This is a genomic window from Calditrichota bacterium (assembly GCA_013152715.1).
Classification (GTDB): domain Bacteria; phylum Zhuqueibacterota; class Zhuqueibacteria; order Thermofontimicrobiales; family Thermofontimicrobiaceae; genus 4484-87.
Window position 1 is genome coordinate 1 of sequence record JAADFU010000043.1, and the last position, 20,658, is coordinate 20,658.

The 20,658-nt window shown below is 44.6% G+C and carries 15 protein-coding genes; 12 read left to right on the plus strand and 3 right to left on the minus strand.

Annotation, left to right across the window (positions count from 1 at the left end; all coding sequences use genetic code 11):
• The 6 genes from GXO74_03660 to GXO74_03685 form a co-directional block, all read left to right on the plus strand.
• Positions 1–532, plus strand: a 532-nt coding sequence (locus GXO74_03660) for a GNAT family N-acetyltransferase (protein ID NOZ60756.1), incomplete at its 5' end; no start/stop codon positions are given.
• 10 nt (positions 533–542) lie between these two features.
• Positions 543–2,006, plus strand: coding sequence for a pyridoxal-phosphate dependent enzyme (locus GXO74_03665; protein NOZ60757.1), 1,464 nt, complete (start codon positions 543–545; stop codon positions 2,004–2,006).
• Between the two features lie 87 nt (positions 2,007–2,093).
• Positions 2,094–3,872 carry a Na+:solute symporter gene (locus tag GXO74_03670; GenBank protein ID NOZ60758.1) on the plus strand — a complete coding sequence of 593 codons (1,779 nt, stop codon included), beginning with the start codon at positions 2,094–2,096 and terminating at the stop codon, positions 3,870–3,872.
• A 391-nt stretch (positions 3,873–4,263) separates the two neighbouring features.
• Positions 4,264–5,193 carry a site-specific DNA-methyltransferase gene (locus GXO74_03675; protein ID NOZ60759.1) on the plus strand — a complete coding sequence of 310 codons (930 nt, stop codon included), beginning with the start codon at positions 4,264–4,266 and terminating at the stop codon, positions 5,191–5,193.
• 269 nt (positions 5,194–5,462) lie between these two features.
• Positions 5,463–6,080, plus strand: a complete 618-nt coding sequence (locus GXO74_03680) for a methyltransferase domain-containing protein (GenBank protein ID NOZ60760.1) — start codon at positions 5,463–5,465, stop codon at positions 6,078–6,080.
• A 97-nt stretch (positions 6,081–6,177) separates the two neighbouring features.
• Positions 6,178–7,947: a methyltransferase domain-containing protein gene (locus GXO74_03685; protein NOZ60761.1), complete on the plus strand. Its 1,770-nt coding sequence runs from the start codon at positions 6,178–6,180 to the stop codon at positions 7,945–7,947.
• 106 nt (positions 7,948–8,053) lie between these two features.
• Here GXO74_03685 and GXO74_03690 read toward each other — a convergent pair whose 3' ends face one another.
• Complete coding sequence (locus GXO74_03690) at positions 8,054–9,859, minus strand: carboxylesterase family protein (GenBank protein NOZ60762.1); 1,806 nt, start codon at positions 9,857–9,859, stop codon at positions 8,054–8,056.
• Between the two features lie 180 nt (positions 9,860–10,039).
• A complete protein-coding gene (locus GXO74_03695) occupies positions 10,040–10,816 on the minus strand; it encodes a hypothetical protein (protein ID NOZ60763.1) in 777 nt (258 codons plus the stop codon).
• Between the two features lie 403 nt (positions 10,817–11,219).
• Here GXO74_03695 and GXO74_03700 point away from each other — a divergent pair, with 403 nt between their 5' ends.
• From GXO74_03700 to GXO74_03725, 6 genes are all read left to right on the plus strand, one after another.
• A complete protein-coding gene (locus GXO74_03700; protein NOZ60764.1) occupies positions 11,220–11,903 on the plus strand; it encodes a response regulator transcription factor in 684 nt (227 codons plus the stop codon).
• Between the two features lie 2 nt (positions 11,904–11,905).
• Entirely contained in the window at positions 11,906–13,282 is a 1,377-nt protein-coding gene (locus GXO74_03705; protein ID NOZ60765.1) for a HAMP domain-containing histidine kinase, read from the plus strand.
• Positions 13,283–13,545: 263 nt separating this feature from the next.
• Complete coding sequence (locus tag GXO74_03710) at positions 13,546–15,876, plus strand: hypothetical protein (GenBank protein ID NOZ60766.1); 2,331 nt, start codon at positions 13,546–13,548, stop codon at positions 15,874–15,876.
• A 55-nt stretch (positions 15,877–15,931) separates the two neighbouring features.
• A complete protein-coding gene (locus GXO74_03715; GenBank protein ID NOZ60767.1) occupies positions 15,932–16,675 on the plus strand; it encodes a hypothetical protein in 744 nt (247 codons plus the stop codon).
• A 50-nt stretch (positions 16,676–16,725) separates the two neighbouring features.
• Positions 16,726–17,304 (plus strand): aminoacyl-tRNA hydrolase, encoded by a 579-nt coding sequence (locus GXO74_03720; GenBank protein NOZ60768.1) that lies wholly within the window; start codon positions 16,726–16,728, stop codon positions 17,302–17,304.
• 305 nt (positions 17,305–17,609) lie between these two features.
• Positions 17,610–18,767, plus strand: coding sequence for a class I SAM-dependent RNA methyltransferase (locus GXO74_03725; protein NOZ60769.1), 1,158 nt, complete (start codon positions 17,610–17,612; stop codon positions 18,765–18,767).
• Here GXO74_03725 and GXO74_03730 read toward each other — a convergent pair.
• A complete protein-coding gene (locus GXO74_03730) occupies positions 18,752–20,638 on the minus strand; it encodes a sulfatase-like hydrolase/transferase (GenBank protein ID NOZ60770.1) in 1,887 nt (628 codons plus the stop codon). The genes GXO74_03725 and GXO74_03730 overlap by 16 nt on opposite strands.
• Positions 20,639–20,658 lie beyond the last annotated feature (20 nt).

Sequence of the window (20,658 nt, forward strand, 5' to 3'; positions counted from 1 at the left end):
AACTGAACGCTTGATTTTGCGAGGTTTTGAGCTCTCTGACGCTGCTGCAGTGCGGGAGCTTGTCGATGATATTGAAATCGCGCGAACAACATGCCACATTCCGCATCCTTACACAGCGGAAATGGCGCAGGAATGGATTAGCGGTCATCAAAAGAATTTTGAGGACGGCATTTCCATTGAACTGGCGATAACTTTGAAATCAAGCAAAGAAATAATTGGCGCAATTGGCATTTCAAGTATTGACAGAGAAAACGAAAAAGCAGAGATTGGCTACTGGATTGGTAAAAAATTCTGGAATCAGGGCTATTGCAGCGAGGCGGCAAAAAAAATTGTTGAATATTGTTTTGAAGATTTGAAACTCAATCGCGTTTATGCGCTGCATTTCGCGGGCAATCCTGTTTCGGGCAGAGTAATGGAAAAAATTGGCATGAGAAAAGAGGGCGTCCTGAGGAAGAATATCATCAAATGGGGCGAGCCTGTGGACACACCAATTTATTCAATCCTACGGGAAGAATATGAACAAAAAAAATAGCGGAGATTTTATGAAAGATAGGCAACAAGTACTGGAAAACACGATTCAACGATGTCGCGAAAGAAATATCATCATTCCGACTTACGAGCAAATGGCCCATCCGGAGAAAATTCCGACGAAGATAAAGGAGGAATTATCACAGATTGGGCTTTGGGATTTGCATCCGAGAAATTTATTTCGCATTACCTGGAAAAATGAGCCGGTGAAATTCGGCGGTGGTTTTGGCGGCGTGAATTACATCGAACTGCCGGGGGAACTGACCGGCGTGAATGCGCGAATTTTCATGTTGATCGGAAAATTTTTTCCTACCGGCGCGCACAAAGTGGGCGCCACTTTCGGTCCTCTGGTGGAAAAATTAGTCACCGGAAGATTTGATCCGACTACCCAGAAAGCGCTTTGGCCCTCAACCGGAAATTATTGTCGTGGCGGCGCCTTTAATTCTCATTTGCTTTCTTGCCCGAGCATTGCCGTGTTACCCGAAGGAATGTCAAAGGAAAGATTCGAATGGCTGAAAGAAGTCGGCGCAGAAATCTACGCAACTCCCGGAAGCGAAAGTAATGTCAAGGAAGTCTATGACAAAACAAAAGCGCTGCAGGCAGAAAAACCGGATGAAATTGTTGTGCTCAATCAGTTTGAGGAATTCGGCAATGCGGTCTGGCATTACTACTGCACGGGACAGGCAATGGAAGAAGTGTACAATAAAGAACGTCAAGGACAGCAGCAACTTCGTGGGCTTTTTCTGACGCAAGGCTCCGCCGGAACCCTGGGAAGCGCCGAATATTTGCGCGAAAAATTTGCTAAAATTTACATCGGCGCCGGAGAGGCAAAACAATGCCCGACTTTGCTTTACAATGGCTATGGCAGTCATCGCATCGAAGGGATCGGCGACAAACATGTGCCCTGGATTCATAATTTGAAAAATATGGACATGGTAGTCGATATCGACGACGAGGACACGATTCGTCCGTTGCGTTTGTTCAATGAGCCGGCGGGACGTAAGTACTTGAAGAAAAAAGGCGTTCCAACGGAAGTGGTTGATCGCCTCGATTGGCTGGGAATTTCCGGTATTGCCAACATGCTCGGCGCTATAAAAATGGCGAAATATTACGAAATGAATAGCGACTGCATCGTGATGACGGTGGCGACCGACTCCATGGAATTGTACGGTTCGCGCATTCAGGAATTGCGCGAGCGGTTCGGCGAATACAGCGAGTTGGACGCCGCGGCTGATTTCGAAAAATGTCTGCTCGGACAGACGACAGATTGGATGAAAGAACTGAATTACTGGGACAAAAAACGGATGCACAATTTAAAGTATTTCACCTGGGTTGAGCAGCTTGGCAAATCCGTCGAGGAACTGGATGCCCAGTGGTACGATGACAACTACTGGCGTGACAGAATGCACGTTTTTGAAGAATGGGACGAAAAGATTCGCGAGTTCAATGAAAGAACCGGATTGTTGAAGAATTTGTAGCTTTGACGACAGAGCAAATATTTGACAAATAGCTGCTTTGTCGGTTGCGGAATTCGAATCAGATATTGAAAAAAGCGAGAGGAATCCATGGAATTATCAGCACTGGACTGGAGCATAATAATTGGCTATCTCATTTTTTCTTTCGGACTGGCGGCTTTGTACATTCGTCGTGCCAACAAAGGGATGGCGGAATTTTTCGTTTCCGGACGCTCGCTGCCGTGGTGGCTGTTAGGCACGTCTATGGTGGCGACGACTTTCAGCACGGACACGCCTAACCTTGTCACCAATCTGGTACGAGATAACGGCGTTTCCGGCAACTGGGTCTGGTGGACGTTTCTGGTCACGGGAATGATGACTGTCTTTTTTTACGCGCGACTCTGGCGCCGCTCCAAAGTGCTCACCGATCTGGAATTTTACGAAATTCGCTATTCGGGAAAATCGGCAGCCGTGGTGCGTGGATTTCGCGCCATCTATCTGGGATTTTTCTTCAACATCGTGATCATGGCTTCTGTGACGCTGGCGGCGGCGAAAATTGCTAATATTTTGCTGGGCTGGTCCCGCACCGAGACCGTGCTATTTTGTTCGGTAATTGTCATCGGATTTTCCGTGATGTCCGGCTTGTGGGGCGTTGTGGTCACCGACCTGGTGCAATTTCTCATGGCGATGACCGGCGCCGTGGCGGCCGCGGTTTACGCGTTGAAACATCCGGCTGTCGGCGGTCTGACTGGTCTGGTCACCAAACTGGATTCCGGGACTCTGAATTTATTGCCTGATTTTGGCAACTGGGAATTGACAGTGCCGCTGCTCATCATTCCGCTGACGATTCAGTGGTGGTCTGTCTGGTATCCGGGCGCGGAACCCGGCGGCGGCAGCTACATCGCCCAACGGATGCTGGCGGCGAAAGACGAAAAAAATTCCATGGCAGCCACACTGTGGTTCAATGTTGCGCATTACGGTTTACGTCCCTGGCCCTGGATCATCGTTGCGCTGGCGTCAATTCTGGTTTATCCGAATCTGGCTTCCATCCAGGCTGCTTTTCCGAATGTCAGTCAAAATCTCATCGGAAACGATATTGCGTATCCGGCGATGTTGAAATTTTTGCCGCACGGGTTGTTGGGCGTGATGGTGGCTTCGCTGCTGGCGGCTTACATTTCCACGATGGACACGCATCTCAACTGGGGCGCGTCTTACCTGGTGCACGATGTGTACAAACGATTTTTCAAACCCGAGGCTTCGGAAAAACATTACGTGCTCGTCGCCAGACTCGTTACGACAGTTCTGATGATTTTAGCCGCGCTGACGATGTTCGCGCTGGATACTGCAAAAGACGCTTTTAACTTACTGCTTTCCATCGGCGCTGGTACGGGACTGATCTATTTGCTGCGTTGGTTCTGGTGGCGCATTAATGCCTGGAGTGAAATCGCGGCGATGATTAGTTCGTTCATCATCGCTGCCTTCCTATTTTTAGTGAACAAATTCGTTGAACCGGTTCCGTCTCATATCTCTCTCGTGTTGGCCGTCACATTTACCACGACAGTGTGGATCATCGCAACATTTTTGACCGAACCCACTGATCGCAAAACCCTGGAAAATTTTTACAAGCTCGTCCGTCCTTTCGGCAGGGGCTGGGATTTCATCAGATACACGGCCAATCTGGAGCCTTCGTCGGACAGCATCACCCATGCAATTTTGGGCTGGGTTCTTGGCATCATGCTCGTTTACTCCGCGCTTTTCGGTACAGGAAGTTTCCTCTACGGCAAAATCGCCAATGGCATTGTTTTCTTGATTCCGTTTCTGATTAGTGCTGGGGGATTAATTTGGTTATTGCCGAAGTTTTTTGGGAAAAGAGAAAAGGAAAATGTCTAACTTTTTGAAAGCGCTTTTCAAGCGGCGTCAAAATTGCCAAAATTTGCGCAAAAGGCAATTGCCCGCTGGCGACGTGATGAAATAATATCTGAAAAAATAGAACAAATTATTTACTGATAGGGCATCTGTTCTGACTTGCTATATTCGACAATTTTGAAAATACCCGATTTTCGACCAAACTTGCAACTGCGGTCAAATCTGTTTCACGTAACACTACTTAGTGGATTGAATCTGAACATCCTCCCCTTTAAAGGGGTGAACTCGAAAAGTCCCTCTTTGAAGGGGGATTTAGGGGGATGTTTAATTGTATAAATAGCATAAATTAGTATAGCTATTCACATAATTTGCTAAGTAGTAATAATTAACTGCCTGAATTGGCGTGAGAAATATGATGAATGACAACTACATAAATAAAATAACCTTGGGCGATTGTTTGGCGCATATTCCCCAATTAGACAATAGCAGCATTGATTTATTTCTATCCGACATTCCCTATGGCATCAGTCTTGACGATTGGGATGTATTGCACAATAATACTAATTCAGCGCTATTGGGAAAATCTCCGGCTCAAGAAGGAAAATCGGGCTTTAAAAGACGAGGGAAACCAATCAACGGCTGGGCTCAATCAGACAAAAATAGTGGGGCGGAATATCAAAATTGGTGTGAAAAATGGGCGAGTGAAGTTTACCCCAAAATGAAAAGCGGCGCTTTTTTATTTGTTTTTGGAGCGAGAAGGACAATTCACAGAGTAATTAATGCTTTTGAGGATAGTGGTTTTTTATTGAGAGATATTTTAGCATGGAAAAAGCCGGCAGCCCATCATCGCGCACAGAGAGTCAGCACTGTCCTTGAACGAAGAGGTCTTTTTGAAGAAGCTAAAAAATGGCAGGGTTGGAGACTTGGAAATTTAGCGCCCATTTGGGAGCCAATCGCCTGGTTTATGAAGCCATACAAAATCGGCGGCACAATTACTGATAATATTCTTGAGTATGAAGTTGGCGCCATGAATATTGACGAATGCAAGTTAAACGGCATCAGTCCGACTAACTTGCTTGAATTTGGTCTTGGAAAAAATGAAAAAAGGGTACATGAAGCTCAGAAGCCACTGTCCTTAGTGAAACTGCTCATTCAACTAACGACGAAAGAAAAGCAGCTTATCCTTGATCCATTTATGGGAAGTGGAACAACGGCAGTGGCAGCGAAATTGTTGAATCGCAATTTTATCGGTTTTGAAATTCGCGCTGATTTTCACAAAGTATCATTAGAAAGATTGGAAAAAAGCGCGATTCAAGATATATTTGATGAACTGCCGTTGCTCTGAGTCCGGCAATTTAGTGAAAATAGCTCAAATGCACTACATCGCGCGCATTCCCGACACAAGGCTTCATATTGAGCACGGCTGGAAATTTTCGATCCATTTACAAATTACGCAAAGTGAAATGCAACAAGCTGTAATGAAAAATTAAAAACACATAAAAGTCTTTGCCAAAAACAATGCGGTGAGCGCTTACAAGTGTAAAGTTTAGGTGCGTAATCGTAGCTCGGATGCCCAATCCCTTGGACGGATTTTTGTATGCCGGAGCATGAATTATGAATATAGAAAAATCTTACATGAGCGTATCAGGCTTTTTTGATCTCTGGGTCAGGCTAATGGAAATGGAAACGAGAAATATGGAGGCGCAAGATTCTGGAATTAATGACTCAAAAATACTGATAATATCTCCGCCCACAGACGCAGGAATAAAAATTTTAACGCAAGCGAACTCAAATGGGGAATCACATCTTTTATGTTTTTCAGACGCTTTAGGAGAAAAAGCGAAGCAATATTCCATCAAAAAGAAAATTAACCGCCTGGAAATATGGATAGAGCCGTTCTTCTCCGTACCATTTGAAGATCGTTACTTTGACGCAATTTTTGCAAATTGTTTTTTTGATTTCTTGCCCCAGGGCGATTTTGATGACATCGTCAAGGAAATAAAAAGGTCTTTGAAAAGCAAGGGTTTATTTTTCTCGGTTTATATGGACATGCCGTTAGATGCCCTGGGTCGAACGTGGGAAAATCTGTTTAGCAGATTCCCATCGATCAGCAAGGGGGTGCGCCCAGTCGATATCACACCTTCCTTGTCAAAATATGGTATCAAATTAAAAAAGGATTTGACCATTAAAAGATTGGGCTTTCCAATGAAATATCTCATGGCAGAGAGATAAAAACGCATGTCTCAACGGCGACTTAACCGCTAATGCTGGCCGCGAACTCAGGCGGCCATTTGAGCGAAAAGAAGCAAAAAAGACAAGGAAATGAAAAATGTTTTCTTACATCTTTATGAAGATACTGGAAAATCGGCCTGACCGATATGATAAAGGCATCAATATTCTGTCTGGGGGGCACGCAAAAAAAATCAGAAAGCAGATCGTTCAGACTTATGTGAAGCCCGGCATGGATATTCTGGACATCGGCTGCGGAACCGGCTCTCTGCTCATAGATGCCGCAAAAGCAGGCGCTAACGCGACGGGCGTTGATATTTCTGCGGGGATGTTAGCGGTAGCGCAAAAACGAATTGCCAGGAACGGAATGCAGGATAGCATAAGACTGTACAATGCGGGGGTCGTTGAAATTGATTCTCTTTTTGAGGAAGATAGTTTTGATTTGATTGTATCGACTCTGGTTTTCAGCGAGCTCTATTACGAAGAAAGGGCATTGGCATTACATCAAATTAAGAAATTATTAAAACCAGACGGCACACTTGTAATTGCTGTGGAAGTTCAACCGAGAAAGCCGTTGGAAAAAATAATCCATTTTTTAGCTCGCCTCCCATTAGCTGTTTTGACTTATATCATTGCTCAGACCGGCACAAAACCATTTACCCGAATCGGGGAAGAAATAAAAGAATCCGGCTTCAAAATCATCAGTGAAGATCGTTCATTCCTGGACAGTTTCACTGTTCTGTCGGCAAAAATATCAAATGACGACGAGCGAGACGACACCTTATTGCCGGTACCCAAAAAACCGGAGAACGATTTTTCAATTGCAAAGTCCATCTGGGATTTTATCGGCCGCTGGTTTCCTAATCCCGTGGAGCCAGGACTTCGAATGATCGGCAATCCGGAGAGAAATTCCGCCGTTCTTCTTACTAGCAATTTTCATCTTACTGTCAGGCGGGTTGAGAAGTCTTTAAAGGGTGAAAACGTTTTCTTATTAGTGGCGCCGACAAACGGAATAAACGTATGGTGTGCTTCCTGTGGCGGAGAGTTAAATACCCATTCGGTAATAACAGCCATAAAAACAAGCCGGATTAATGAAAGAGTTGATCATCGCCAAATTATCCTGCCGCAGTTTTCAGCACCGGGAATTGATCGCAAAATGTTGGAAAAAGAAACAGGGAGAATCGGAATCTTTGGGCCGGCATATTCCGGAGATATTCCGCTATTTTTGCGTGACCGGAAAACAGTCTATGAGCACAATCGCGCCGATTTTTCGCTCCCGTTTCGATTGGAAATGCTGCTTTCAATGAACTTTATTGTTTGGCTTGCCATTGGAATAATTACTTTGTTGTCAGCGCCAAATTTGTTTCTTCCCATCAGCGCGATTTTTTGGATGACCGGTTTTGTACTTTATGCCGGATTTCCGTTAATCCCCGGAAAAAGCGGCTGGCTTAAAGCTGCTATTCTATCCGTAATAGAAGTTATCGCCATCGCCGCATTTTCCAATTTCATATTGCAGGCTCCCGCATTCAGCCAGTGGAAAATAATGGCGATTGTCAGCGCGATAAACATGTGGCTTGGTTTTGATTTGAGAGGCATCGTGGCAGGGAATCCGTCAGAAGCCGAATGGTTGATGCACAAACTTGGCATGTCCTCTTTGGGCCACATTTTTATGACCGGAGTTTTTAGCGCGGGAAAAATTCATCAGGATGTGAATAAATGCAACAATTGCCGGCTTTGTCTGAGGGTTTGTCCGAAAGGCGTATATGGAATTATCAATAACAACAAAATCAGAATTCAAAAACGGGACGAATGTTTTGCCTGCAACGCCTGTGTGACTCAGTGTGCTGAAAATGCTTTATCTTTAAAATAGGTGCTGGCGCCTGTTTATCGCCTAAAATAATAGGATAGAGCCGCTGTTTGTGGTTATGAAAACCCTTTCAAAGGCGCTAAATCTTTGAAAGGGTTTCTCTCGCGAGCTACTTCACGTACATCACCTTGCGCATCAGCCTGTTTTCCCCAAAAGAAAAATTCACAAAATACATTCCGCTGGAAAGTGTAGCCGGTTGCCACAAAAAGTCATTGTAACCGGAATTTACTGTTACTTTTTGGGAATAAACATTTCTGCCCAAAACATCAAAAATTTTGATCTGTCCGATTTGTTTTCTATTAATGCCAGCGACTTCTATTTGCAGATGCAGCACGCCGTTGAAGGGATTGGGGTACAAATTCATCAGCGCCGGCGTTTGCGGGGGAAGCGTTTCCGGGTTTTTCACGCCAGTAAGCTCTGACGTTGAAAATTGCCTGGTTTCGCTCCAGGAACCTTCTCCCAGACCATTTACCGCACTCACTCGCCAGTAGTAATTTTTCTGCGGTGACAACAATATCTTCCAGGACGTGTCAGCAATTGGACTGTCGAAAAACAGAGAATCAACGGGGAAGTTTTCATTTTCGGAAATTTGTAGGTGATAGTAAATCGCCTTTTTGGCGACTTCCCATTGCAGCGTTGCATACGGTGCTACGTTGTTTTCTCGGTCGCCCGGCGCCTGCAGTGTCGGCGCTTCGGGAACAGTTTGCAGAAATTCCGCCACTAATTTTGACGAGCGGCTGTCCCAGTCTCTGGTATTGATCGCGTAAATTTCCTGATAATGGCCTTTGGTATCTTCAGGGAAATCCATTTGGCGCACCTTTTCAGGAATTTCGTTTTCATTCAGAATTTTCATTTCGACAGAAGGATTGTTCAAGGCCAAAATAGCACTGTAGAAATTATTCGCCTGTTGGCTGAAGCCCGGCATGTCCGGAAACGTGTCTGTTTCGTTCAGAGCGATAATGCGGAACGGCGGTTGATTCACTTTTATGAATTCTTGCGGAGAAAAACTGTCAAGAGTACCTTGCTCCCAATTTCCGAAAACAATGGCGCAGAGACCTTTGTATTCAAGCACTTCTTGAGCGTTCAACCCGTCGGGATTGCTGGGCCAGGCGACAAGATCGTACAACTCATACGCCCCACTCATGGAAATCACGCCTTTAATTTTTGCATTTGTAAGTTCGTGGGCGATGAGATAGTTGCTGTCCGTAGCCAATAAAGACACCAGATGCCCGCCAGCCGATTGACCGAAAAGATAAATATTCTCGGGATCTCCGCCATATTCGCTGATGTGTTCATAAACCCAGGAAAAAGCGCTGGCAACGTCAAGGATATGTTCAGGAAAAACCGCATTCCAGGGGTCGCATGATAATTCATAATTAGCAACAACCGTAGTAAAACGATAATAGCCTGCCATGGTATTTCCCAATTCCATATACAGATTTTTATCGCCCATTTTCCAGGCGCCGCCGTGAATGAACAGCAAAACCGGTGTATTTTCTTCGCCGATGGGATGGTAAACATCCAGTTCGTGCTTTGTTCCGCCGGCTACCGGCGGATCGGCGTAGGGGATATTCAGCGAGGCATCCACTAAATCGATGACGTACTCCGCGGAAGCGATGTCGCTTTTTGCATTATTTTCGCCAACGGCAATGGCTTTCAATATCATGGAACGATAGCGCAAAGGCGCGTTTTCGTCGAGAACGTCAGGATCGTTGTCTCCGGTGAAAGTGACGCTGTCGCCGACAACGTGCTCGTAAACGAGAACCGGAGTTCCCGTGTACGGTGTCGAATTTTCATCCGGGGTTGTGCCGTCTGTTGTGTAATAAATTTTCGCGTCCGGCGTGGCGCAGGAAATTTCAACTGAAATTGGGTGGTGATATTTGCCCGTTTCATAGGAAAACTGAGGCGTTGCCACATTCTGCGCGAAAAGAGATGTTAAGGAAAATATGAATATTATTGAAATCAAAAAAGGCAAAAAAATATTTTTTCCGGAAATTAAAAAATTGCGAAACATGATGAATTCCTTTCATTTTGAAAAGGGGCATTGTTCAGTTTGAAATTTCAATCTGAACAATGCCCTGAGGCTGTGCCGCGGTTACGCCAGGCTGAATTTTCCGGTGCGCAAGTTGAGCGTGAATTCAACGCCGTTCGGCAGGGTCACTTTTACGTTATCGCCGCCGATAAATTCGGCGGTCACTTTATAACTGTAATCCATGTCCTTGTCATCGCCGGCGCCGGTTTTGGTAATGTGGCCTTTGATCGTCGCGACTATTTTACCAGCGTAAGGAATGTAGTTTCCGTTTGCCAGATTGACTTTCAAATTCTGAAAATTAAATGTAGATTTAGGCGCAATCTGAAAAATGCTTGAACTGTAGGTCACTTTGTAACTCGAATTATTGGAAGCAGAGCCGTTCATTGTCACATCGTACGAGATGATATTTGCAATTTTAAAATTGCTGTCGCGATTCAAGGTGATGTCTTGCGTCGGCGTTTCGGAAGAAGTGTGGCCAGAAGCAGCGCCGTTAAAAACCACTGAATCTGTCAGCGAAGGAATAAAGCGAGCCTGCTCGCTGCCATTTTTGGAATAAAAGTTGAGGTGTAATTGATAAGAGATCCAATCAACCGAAATTGTGGTGTCGAAACTGCTAGTTTTGTACAGAGCGCCGACATCGCCGGTGGCAACGTCGTAAGCCGTATTCAGATCAGAAGAAATTCCTCCGGTCGGTTCGGCTAATTCAGCGGCAATGATTACCATTTGCTCGGTGTTGGTTAATTCTTCCTCTTGGGGAGAAGTCGGGTTTTTGTCGCAACCATAAATGAAAAGTAGTGCGCTCAAGCTGATCAGGGTCAAAGCTTTCAGTGATTTTTTCATGATGAAACCTCCTAAAAAAGTTGATTAAAAAATTTGATTAAGATTTAAATGAATTTAACAATTTTCATTTTCAAAATTGCTTCGACCAAAGATACGAAAAATAGTCAAACAGAGTGTTGCAAAGTTGTTGCCAATTTCTGAAAATGTAGTGAAAAATTTTTCCCAAAGTTGTTTAGAAATGCGAGTTTTTGTTCATTTTTAGTTTTCAGAACTCTTGAATCAAAGTCGCGTTGGCGTGAAATTTGAATATTTCGTCAAGGAATCGCGTAAAATTGAAAATTGTTTGCCAAACTTGCTGAGAAAATGTTGCGGCAATCTGATAAAAATGTGCAACTGCAAATTTAGCTTGAATTTAAAAAAATATTTCCTAAATTAAGAGCAGACCCAAAAGAGAGGTGATAAAATGAGTCGTATTTTAATAATTGAAGACGAGAGTGGCATCGCGCAAATGATCAGTGTGCAATTGCACATGTTTGGATTTGAGGTGGAAATTGCTAATGATGGAAAAACCGCGCTGGAAACAAAAGACCTTGAATCAGTCGATGCAATTATTCTCGATTGGATGCTGCCGGACGTCGAAGGCCCGACATTGATCCCCAGATTGCGCGATCGGACACAAGCGCCAATTTTAATGCTCACGGCGCGCTCGGAGATAATGGATAAGTTAGTCGGTTTCGAGTCCGGCGCCGATGATTATCTGACAAAGCCGTTCGATATGATGGAATTGATCGCCCGCATCAAAGCGCTGCTGCGCCGAGTGGGAAAATCAACGGACGGCGCACAGGAAAAGAAAATAGTCTTTCGCGCGCTCATCATGGATGTGGAAACCCGTCGCGTGACAATCGACGACGTGGAAGTTGAACTCACGCCCACGGAGTTCAAAATTCTGGAGATTTTAATGAGAAAACCGGGCGTTGTGTTCAGCCGCAACGATCTTATCGATTTAGTTATGGGGTACGAATATGAAGGATACGGCAGAACGCTGGATTCGCACATTGCACGATTGCGCGGTAAACTGGAGCTCGATCCGAAAAATCCGGAATACATCATCACAGTATTTGGCGTAGGGTACAAATTAGGAAAATAGTCATGCTATTCAAATCATTTTACACGAGAATCATTTTTGTCCTGGCGTCCATGTCACTGACGCTGTTCATCATTCTGGCAGTGATCAATACGATTGTTTTTCGTAACAAGTCGGTGGATGCTTTTGCTGAATTGGAGAAGCCGCGCATTATGCAACTGTTTCGTGAACTCGATGAAAAGGCTGGTTCGTCGCCTGATCCGGCGCGCGTAAAATCAATTCTGGATTCGCTATTTGTGGAATTCAATGTGGATGTTTTTGATCACAACAATCGCTGGATCGCCGGAACGACTTCTGATGTTGAGAATTTGGTTTCCACGGACAGGGTCAAAAGTCTGGAAAAGCCACATGGTTTTACTGCGTTTTCCAAATTATACCATAATCCAAATACGCAATCGCCATTTCAGACCATTAAAATCGAGATGAAGTTTAAAAAAACGCCGGTGCTGAATAGCGTGTTTTTCTATTTCATTCTGTCCGGAATCATTTCCATTCTTGTTTCGTCTTTTGTAGGCTGGCGGCTGGTTTATTATTTGAATCAGCGGCTGGAACGGCTGAAACAGGGAGTGAATAAGGTCGCCAGCGGTGATTTTAATTTCAAATTAGAGGAAAAAGGGTCAGACGAAGTTGCTTTTCTCGCGCGCAAATTCAATGACATGTCTCGCCAGTTGAAAAAAACAATTAGTCAGTTAAAGGAAGTCAACGAGGCGCGTCAGCGATTGATCGCTCATGCCTCCCATGAAATAAAGTCACCTCTCACATCAGTGAAGGGATTTATCGATATTTTAGAATTTTCAAATGTGCTCGACGAAGAACAAAGAAGAACACTTTTGCCAGTCGTGAAGAAAGATTTGAATCGTGTGATTAAAATTACCAATGATATGCTGCAACTGGCACGCATCCGCACGCCGGAATATCAATTGGAAAAGAAAAAAATCAACATCGGAAAATTTCTTGTGGAGGAACACAGTTATTTTTCACACAAGGCGTCCGCTCAAAAAGTAACTGCAATCTTCGAAAATCGCATCGAAAACGAGTTGGAATTGAAGACTGATCCAGAAAGACTGTCCCAGATACTGGACAACCTCTGGAGCAATGCACTGAAATACGGAGATCATGATTTCCCGATTTTGACCAAGGTCTCTTTGCTCGGAAAGAATCTTAATATCCGCGTTTCCAATCAATTGGCTTTTCCTCTGGATGCGCCCGGCGAACAACTGTTTGAGCCTTTCTATCGTAATCCCAACACTTCCGAAAAAACAAGCGGCTCCGGTTTGGGGTTGGCGATTGTCAAAGAACTCACAGAGAAATTGAAAGGAAAGGTTTCCGCCGAGACAAACGACCGGAAAATTGAAATCAGTCTGATTTTTCCGATTGAATAGATGGCGTAAATTAGTATTGCTTCGATGAGAAAAAATTTGTATCTTTGATCAAATCCATGTTGGCAAAACTGGTAACGTCAAAAGAAGGGTAAGGCCACGAAGCTCACAAAGAACAAGAAGTTTAATTGATGTTAAAATTATTGTTTCGCGTTTGTAGTTTCGGGAATTAACCTGAATTTAGATTAAATGAATCTAACTCTCAACTGATAACTCGTAACTCGACACGCGAAACTCTATATCGCAATACTTTGAAGGAGCCGCAAATGAAAAATTTCGGAAAAGTTACTTTTCTGCTCGGAGTCTTTTTCTCCTCTCTATTCGCCAAAATTAACGTCCGAACAGTCGATTTTCTGCCGCATGTTGGCGTTAATGTCAATGCCGCGGGGCCTGTGCTTACCTTGCTGGATGAAAAACGGGATCGCATCATTGTCGCAAATACGCTGTCTTCATCGCTGACGATTATTCAGGGGCAAACTCGTCAGGTAAAAAATATTCCCATTGGCGACCGCGCTTTTCAACATCTCAAATCTGAAGCCATGACGCTCAATCGTGCGAACGGCGATGTTTGTCTCATCGGGCAAAAGTGTTTTTTTGTCGTTTCTCCGGACAACAAAACGGCAGATAGGTTCGCTACGGAGAAGCAATTTGAATCTATCGCTGTGGACGAGCAGACCGGAAATGTTTTTCTCGCTGGCAGAGAGAGCAAAAATATCGTTTTTTACAATGCCTTAACAAAAAAAATGGACACTATTCAGTGGCTGGACTATGAAGAACCGCTCAAGAATTTGAATGCAACGCCACCGCCGCCGATTCGCAAAGTAGTCGCCGACAATAATTTGCACCAAATTGCTGCTCTCGATGGCTTTTCTTCAACTCTGTATCTTATCGATTCTCGGAGCCGGAGAATTCTTCGGAAACGAAAATTGGAAGTGACAGCGGGGGCGCGCTGGCATTTTGCCGGCATTAATGAAAAAACTCATTTTTTGTACGTTGTCATTGAAACGGATAAAAGGCACGTGGTGGAAGCGGCAAAAATCGACCTGGTAAACGAAAACGATCAAATCGTGAAATTGCCCGGCTTGACAGAGGGCGTGGGCATTAATTACAACCCGGTTCGCGATGAAGTTTACGTTCCTTACGATAATCATCCGGCGATGCACGTGATCGATTTTGGCAATGGGGGAGAGGTGTCAGAAATTGCGCTGCCGACGTTTGCCAACGATGCCACTGCGCTCGATTTGCAGAACGATTTGATTTATGTCGCCAGTTGGGCGCACGGGGAAATAGATGTCGTTGATTTGCCGACGCGAAAACTAATCAAGCGCGTTCCCGGGCTGGGAATAATTCCTCACATGTTCAACATGGTTTATTATTCGAAAACAGGGTTGATTTATTTTCCGAAGGGAGGCACTGCCGTAAACGGCACTTTTGGCGCAGCTCTGTGCACGTTCGATCCGGAGAGCGAAAAAATTGACAAAATACACACCGGCTGGGCGCCGATCGATTTAATCGAATTGAAAAACAGGAACAGCTTTTTGGTTTTCAATAATGAAGATCAATTCGCCGAAGTCAGTTACGGCGGCAAGGTGCAATTTCATGATTTGCTGTTCGATTATCCAATTTGCGCAATTCTCAACTCGCAACAAAATGTATACTTATCTTACGGTCCCCATCAATCTTATTGGCCCAATGTTTACATCTGGAATGCAAAGGATGGGATTTTGACGATTGACAAAGACGATCTTCACTTTTACGATCGCCGTATTCCGCGACAAGCGCAGAAGATGGTTTTCGACAAAAAAGGAGTCCTCTATTTCACACAAAATAATTGGGGCACGGAAGAACAATTTTTAGGGAGAATTTTCGACGAAGTTCGATTGTTCAACATCGGGCAAAGCCTGAAATTGGGAGATAAAGTCACCCGCGAAACTTCTCAGCGGGTTTTGAAATATGACGCTGAGCGAAATTGGCTCTATCTCGCGCGTGTCGGTGAAACAGATGATGACCCGGGAGTTCTGCAAATTGTGAGTATTGACTCGCAAAAAATAATTCATCGTTTTGAGGTAGGCAAGGATCCCACAGATCTCGTTTTTGATGACACAAAAATTTATGTGGCAAACTTCGGTTCCAATTCCGTCTCGGTGATAAATAAAAATAGTTTTGAAATTAGCAGCGTCCAAGTCGGTATTGAACCATTATTCATGAGGAAAATTAACGGGAAGGTTTTTGTCATTTTGCACGGCGAAAATAAGTTGGTCGAAATCGGAGAAAAAGTCAAGAAATATAAACTTCCTAAAAAGGGAAATCCAGATAATTTGTTTATCTGGGGAAATGAACTGATTATTTCCAGTCACACGGCCACAAGGTTTTATCTAATTTCTTTCGACCCCCAAAAAAAGAAATTTCGCACAGTTTTTGAAAATCAATATTTTTACGGAAACACCAGATTTGACACACAAAATGTCTCTTTTTATGTCAATGGCCAATTTGGAGATGTTGTTTACAGCATTACAAACGCCAAAGTTGATCAGCACGGACGCTTGTGGGTAACGGATTTTCTGGCAGGGAAGTTGTTTATTTTGTCAAAAAAATGAGAACCGAAAGTGTTAGAAAGTTGAAAAAATCTATCGTTTGAAGGGAAAAAGAACTATGAAAAACAACAAAGGAAAAATCAAAAAGAGTACTCTGTCCGAAAGGTGGAACGCATCTACCTCAAAATTGCTCATATTTTCAATATTCCTACTGACTTTCAGCACTCAATTATTCTCTCAAAATTACTGGGAATCAGCAATTCATGAGTTTGAAAAAGCTGATGCGAAAAATCCGTCTGACTCTGGCATCGTGCTTTTTGTCGGAAGCTCGAGTATCCGAAAATGGGAATCGCTTCAAAAAGATTTTCCCTTCACGAAAGTACTCAATCGCGGATTTGGCGGCTCCGAGATGAGCGATTTGCTCTATTTCACGGATCGCATTGTCTTGAAATACAAACCTTCGATGATTATCGTTTACGAAGGCGATAACGACATTGCTGCGGGAAAAAGCCCTGTTGAAATTCTGAAAGACTACCAGGCTTTCGTCCGAAAAGTAAGAACAAAAATGGCGCATGTGCCAATTATTTTGCTGGCGGCTAAGCCAAGTCCTTCGCGCTGGCAATGGGCCTCGCAGTACCGGCTTTTGAACCAATTGCTGAAAAAATACGTCGTTACTGCCGATGACGAAAATCTACAGTTTGTGGACATCTTCAATCCAATGATCGGAGAAAACGGCAGACCTTTGCCGGAAATTTTTCTTTCCGATAGCCTGCACATGAACGAAAAAGGGTACCAGCTCTGGACAAAAATTTTGACGCCGGTTTTGAAAAAAAGATTAGAACCGATTCCGCTGGAACACTAAAATTACGGAGGGTGTGCTCCACTTTTAAACTGGGGTATACCAAAAAAAATATGACTCAAAACATAAAATTAGTGGTTTTTTTAGGCAATCCTGGCGCTGAATATGCCAAAACCCGGCACAATGTCGGCTGGATGATTGCCGACGAATTTGCTCTTTTGTCCGCCGTGAATTGGCAACAGAAATTCAAAGGACTGTTTTGTCAGTCGAACGTCGGGGGCAGCAAAATTTATTTTCTCAAGCCAATGACCTTCATGAATCTGAGCGGTGAAAGCGTTCAGGCGGCGATGCAGTTTTTCAAAATAAAACCGGAAGAGGTGCTGGTCGTTCACGATGAAATTGAATTGGATTTTGGCGTGATTGGCTTCAAGAAAGGCGGCGGACTCGGCGGTCACAACGGACTTCGTTCCATTGAAAAGCAAATCGGAACGCGGGATTTTTATCGTTTCCGCATCGGTGTTTCCCGTCCGGCTCACGGCAATGTTGCCAGTTATGTATTGTCGAGATTTTCATCAGAAGAACAGGAGTGGCTGCCAGGTTTGCTGGAAAAATCTGCTTCTTTGTTGGAGAAATGTTTGAGTGAGGGTATTGACGGCTATGTGAAAGAGTTCGCTAAAGAGAAGGTCTTTTGATGATTGATATTTTGCCTCAAAATAATTAGGCAAAATGATTATGGGCAAAATAATTTTCATCAGCTTTGAAATAAAGCTTTTATGATTTAACTTTTTTATAGAATATGGAAATTCCGAAGGGATTGAATCTTTGTAGTAAATATTGGAAAAAAGATATGAAACCCAGAATTGGTTTAACATTAATGCCTGTCATTAAAGAAAATTGAAAAATGCTAAAGTTAATGGCAGAGGGACAGGAATTTTTGAAAATATCAGCAAATTATTTTGCCATTCATTTTAAATGAAAGAAAACTGTGACCACGCAAATATTTGAATACCAAAAAACAAATCGTTATTTCGCCCAAATTGCTTCCGGTTTGGAAGAATTAGGCGCTGCGGAAGTAAAAGAACTGGGCGGGGAAAATGTTGTTCCGGCTCATCGAGGAATTTATTTTGAAGGCGACGCCGCTACTTTGTACCGTGCCAATTATCAATCGCGAGTGCTGACGCGCGTGCTGGCGCCGCTGGTGAAATTTCAGTGCCACAACGAGAAATATTTGTACCGAAAAATGAAAGAAATTGAGTGGGATCAATTTTTCTCGTTGAAGAATACTTTTGCGATTTTTGCCAATGTCAGCAACAGCAAAATTACGCACTCCCAATACGCCGCCCTGGTTGCCAAGGATGCAATTGTCGATTATTTTCGCGAAAAAACCGGCGACCGTCCCAATGTGGAGCGGCTGAATCCTGACGTCTGGATTAGTGTGCACATCGAGAAAAATTTCGCTACCATCAGTTGGGACACCTCCGGTGGGTCGCTACATCGGCGCGGGTATCGGAAATTTTCCGTGGAAGCACCAATGCAAGAGACCGTTGCTGCGGCAATCGTTCGTCTGAGCGAGTGGGACGGAAAGCAGAAGTTTTACGATCCGTTCTGCGGCTCGGGTACGCTGCTCGCTGAAGCGCTGATGGTTGCGGCGAAAATTCCCGCTGGATTTTTGCGCGAGAAATTTGGATTTCAATTTTTGCCGGATTTTGACGCTGATTTGTGGCAACAGGTGAAAAAAAAGGCAGACGGTCAAGTTAGCGAAATTCCGCCAGATTTGATTGTCGGAAGCGACATTTCAGCCGATGCCGCCGAGGGGGCAAAAAGCAATTTATCGCTGCTGCCTTTTGGCAATCAAGTGAAAATTCAAGCGATTGATTTTGAAAAAATTCAAACGCTGGAACAGACGACAATCGTCGCGAACCCGCCTCACGGCATTCGGCTGGGGAAAAAAGAAGAAATAAAAAAGTTGTACCAAAAATTTGGCAATTTTTTGAAACATCGCTGCGTCACATCCACGGCCTTCATCTATTTCGGCGATCGGACGCTCATTCAGTTCATCGGATTAAAGCCATCCTGGCGCAAACCGCTTCGCAACGGCGGCCAGGACGGTCGATTGGCAAAATTTGAAATATTTGCCCATCATTTCAAAAAATGAAGCTTGCGCACAGCAGTCAAATTTTCATTCAAATACAAATGTGCGAAGTAGAGTCCTGACGAAACGACCTGCCCAAATTCTGATTTACCGTCCCATTCGATTGTGTGCTTACCAGCAGTTTGGATTTCCTCAATTAAATTTTTCACCAATTGACCGCGCAAGTTGAAAATTTGCAAGCGCACGGCAGATGATTTTTTCAATTGATATTCGAGCCGGGTTTGGTTGTTGAACGGATTAGGATAATTCTTCAGCGGAGAGAAATCAACCGGCTGCGTTTCTGTTTTTTGGCTAACTCCCGTCTGCAATGGCGCCAATTTCTCGGAAATACGCAGCGCCAGTTTGTTTGCCAAACGGTTTCTCTCAGCGACCACATCCGGGTCATTGTAACGCGGATGATCCGGGTGCGCCAGATTTTCGGTTTCATTGGGATCGTGCGCCAGGTCGTACATTTCATATTCCGGCGCCACGTTATTGTCGATGTCGTAGTATTGGGCAAATTTCCAGTCCTTTTCCCGGATGCAGTAAATCCGATTGGGAGGGTCAACTAACTGTTCAATTCCCGGCGTTCCGGCGCGCACGTCGTCAAATGTGAACAAAATATCCTCCTGCACAGGCTCTGCTTCCGGATTTTCGATGATCGACGAAAAATCCACGCCGCGCAGGTCGTATTTTTCCATGTTTGGCGCTTGCGCCAGAGTCGCCACAGTGGGCAGAATATCGATGAGCGAAATTAGCGCGTCCGATGTTTTCGCTTCCGGAAAAAGCGCCGGATTGGAAACAATAATCGGCACGCGGAGAGCTTCCTCGTAGGCGACAAACATTTTCTGCCTCATTCCGCCGTGGGAAAGTCCCATTTCACCGTGATCGGCAAAGCGAAAAATAATCGTGGACTCTGACAGAGGCGGTTTGTCCTGACGCGGCGCTTCGATGGCGTCGAGCACTTCGCCGATTTGCTCGTCCACGTGTTTGAGCAAATTAGCGTAAAAATTAACGTAATTCTTTTTTCGCGGCACTGTAGTCAGTTTTCCCAGGCCAATGTCCAATTTATTGAGCAATTCCGCCTGCGCAGTCGGCTTGTAATTTTTTTCAAGGTCTTCATAAACTGTCGGCGGCAACGTCAAGTCGCCCTCCAGCATGGAATCGTCAAAGTCCTCGGTGAAATTGTCAGGATAAGCGGAAATGTCGTGCGGATTAACGAGAGACACGAATAGCGCGAAAGGTTGCGTGTCATCAATTTGTTGCAAAAAACCAACAGCATCCGCCACGAAACGCGCGTCATGATTCGCGCGTCCGGCGCCGTAGTTTTCCGGGTCGAGATCTTCTCCCGCGTCCGGCGGATCCCAGTCGTCACAGCCGTATTTTTCCAGATCAGAAGCCTGCCACTCGCTGCCTTCGGGAACGCTCATGTGCCATTTTCCCTTGTAATAAACCTGATAGCCGGCAGAACGAAGTATTTGTGCCATATTCGGGAGTTCTGTACTGAGCGTAGTTTCCAGCAAAGGCTCGGTGCTTCCTTCGGCTTCGGGCAGTGTGCCGGTGACGCCATGCAGCGCTGGGTAGATTCCGGTAAAAAACGTGGCCCGGCTCGGGGAACACATGCACGAATTGCAAAAAGAATTATTGAACGACAGCCCATGATTTTTCAGACGCGTGAGATTTGGCAAATTATTTTGCTCCCAGTTGTCAGGAAAATGCTGAGTTGAACGTTCTTCGTCAGTAATGATGAAAATAAAATTAGGCCTGTCACTGAGCCTTTTGGCAGGAGCATGCAGAAGATGATCTGAAAATCGCAGAGGAAAACCGGCGAGCATTGCTCCGCTGCCGATTGCTGTTTGTTTCAGAAATTGCCGTCGGGTTGTTTTTTTGCTCATATTTGCGCCCATTTCATTTT

What these genes read in the sequence shown, in the direction of transcription:
- GXO74_03665 (NOZ60757.1), top strand. Translation starts at nt 543, where the DNA reads ATGAAAGATAGGCAACAAGTACTGGAAAACACGATTCAACGATGTCGC.
- GXO74_03670 (NOZ60758.1), top strand. Translation starts at nt 2,094, where the DNA reads ATGGAATTATCAGCACTGGACTGGAGCATAATAATTGGCTATCTCATT.
- GXO74_03675 (NOZ60759.1), top strand. Translation starts at nt 4,264, where the DNA reads ATGAATGACAACTACATAAATAAAATAACCTTGGGCGATTGTTTGGCG.
- GXO74_03680 (NOZ60760.1), top strand. Translation starts at nt 5,463, where the DNA reads ATGAATATAGAAAAATCTTACATGAGCGTATCAGGCTTTTTTGATCTC.
- GXO74_03685 (NOZ60761.1), top strand. Translation starts at nt 6,178, where the DNA reads ATGTTTTCTTACATCTTTATGAAGATACTGGAAAATCGGCCTGACCGA.
- GXO74_03695 (NOZ60763.1), bottom strand. Translation starts at nt 10,816, where the DNA reads ATGAAAAAATCACTGAAAGCTTTGACCCTGATCAGCTTGAGCGCACTA.
- GXO74_03700 (NOZ60764.1), top strand. Translation starts at nt 11,220, where the DNA reads ATGAGTCGTATTTTAATAATTGAAGACGAGAGTGGCATCGCGCAAATG.
- GXO74_03705 (NOZ60765.1), top strand. Translation starts at nt 11,906, where the DNA reads ATGCTATTCAAATCATTTTACACGAGAATCATTTTTGTCCTGGCGTCC.
- GXO74_03710 (NOZ60766.1), top strand. Translation starts at nt 13,546, where the DNA reads ATGAAAAATTTCGGAAAAGTTACTTTTCTGCTCGGAGTCTTTTTCTCC.
- GXO74_03715 (NOZ60767.1), top strand. Translation starts at nt 15,932, where the DNA reads ATGAAAAACAACAAAGGAAAAATCAAAAAGAGTACTCTGTCCGAAAGG.
- GXO74_03720 (NOZ60768.1), top strand. Translation starts at nt 16,726, where the DNA reads ATGACTCAAAACATAAAATTAGTGGTTTTTTTAGGCAATCCTGGCGCT.
- GXO74_03730 (NOZ60770.1), bottom strand. Translation starts at nt 20,638, where the DNA reads ATGAGCAAAAAAACAACCCGACGGCAATTTCTGAAACAAACAGCAATC.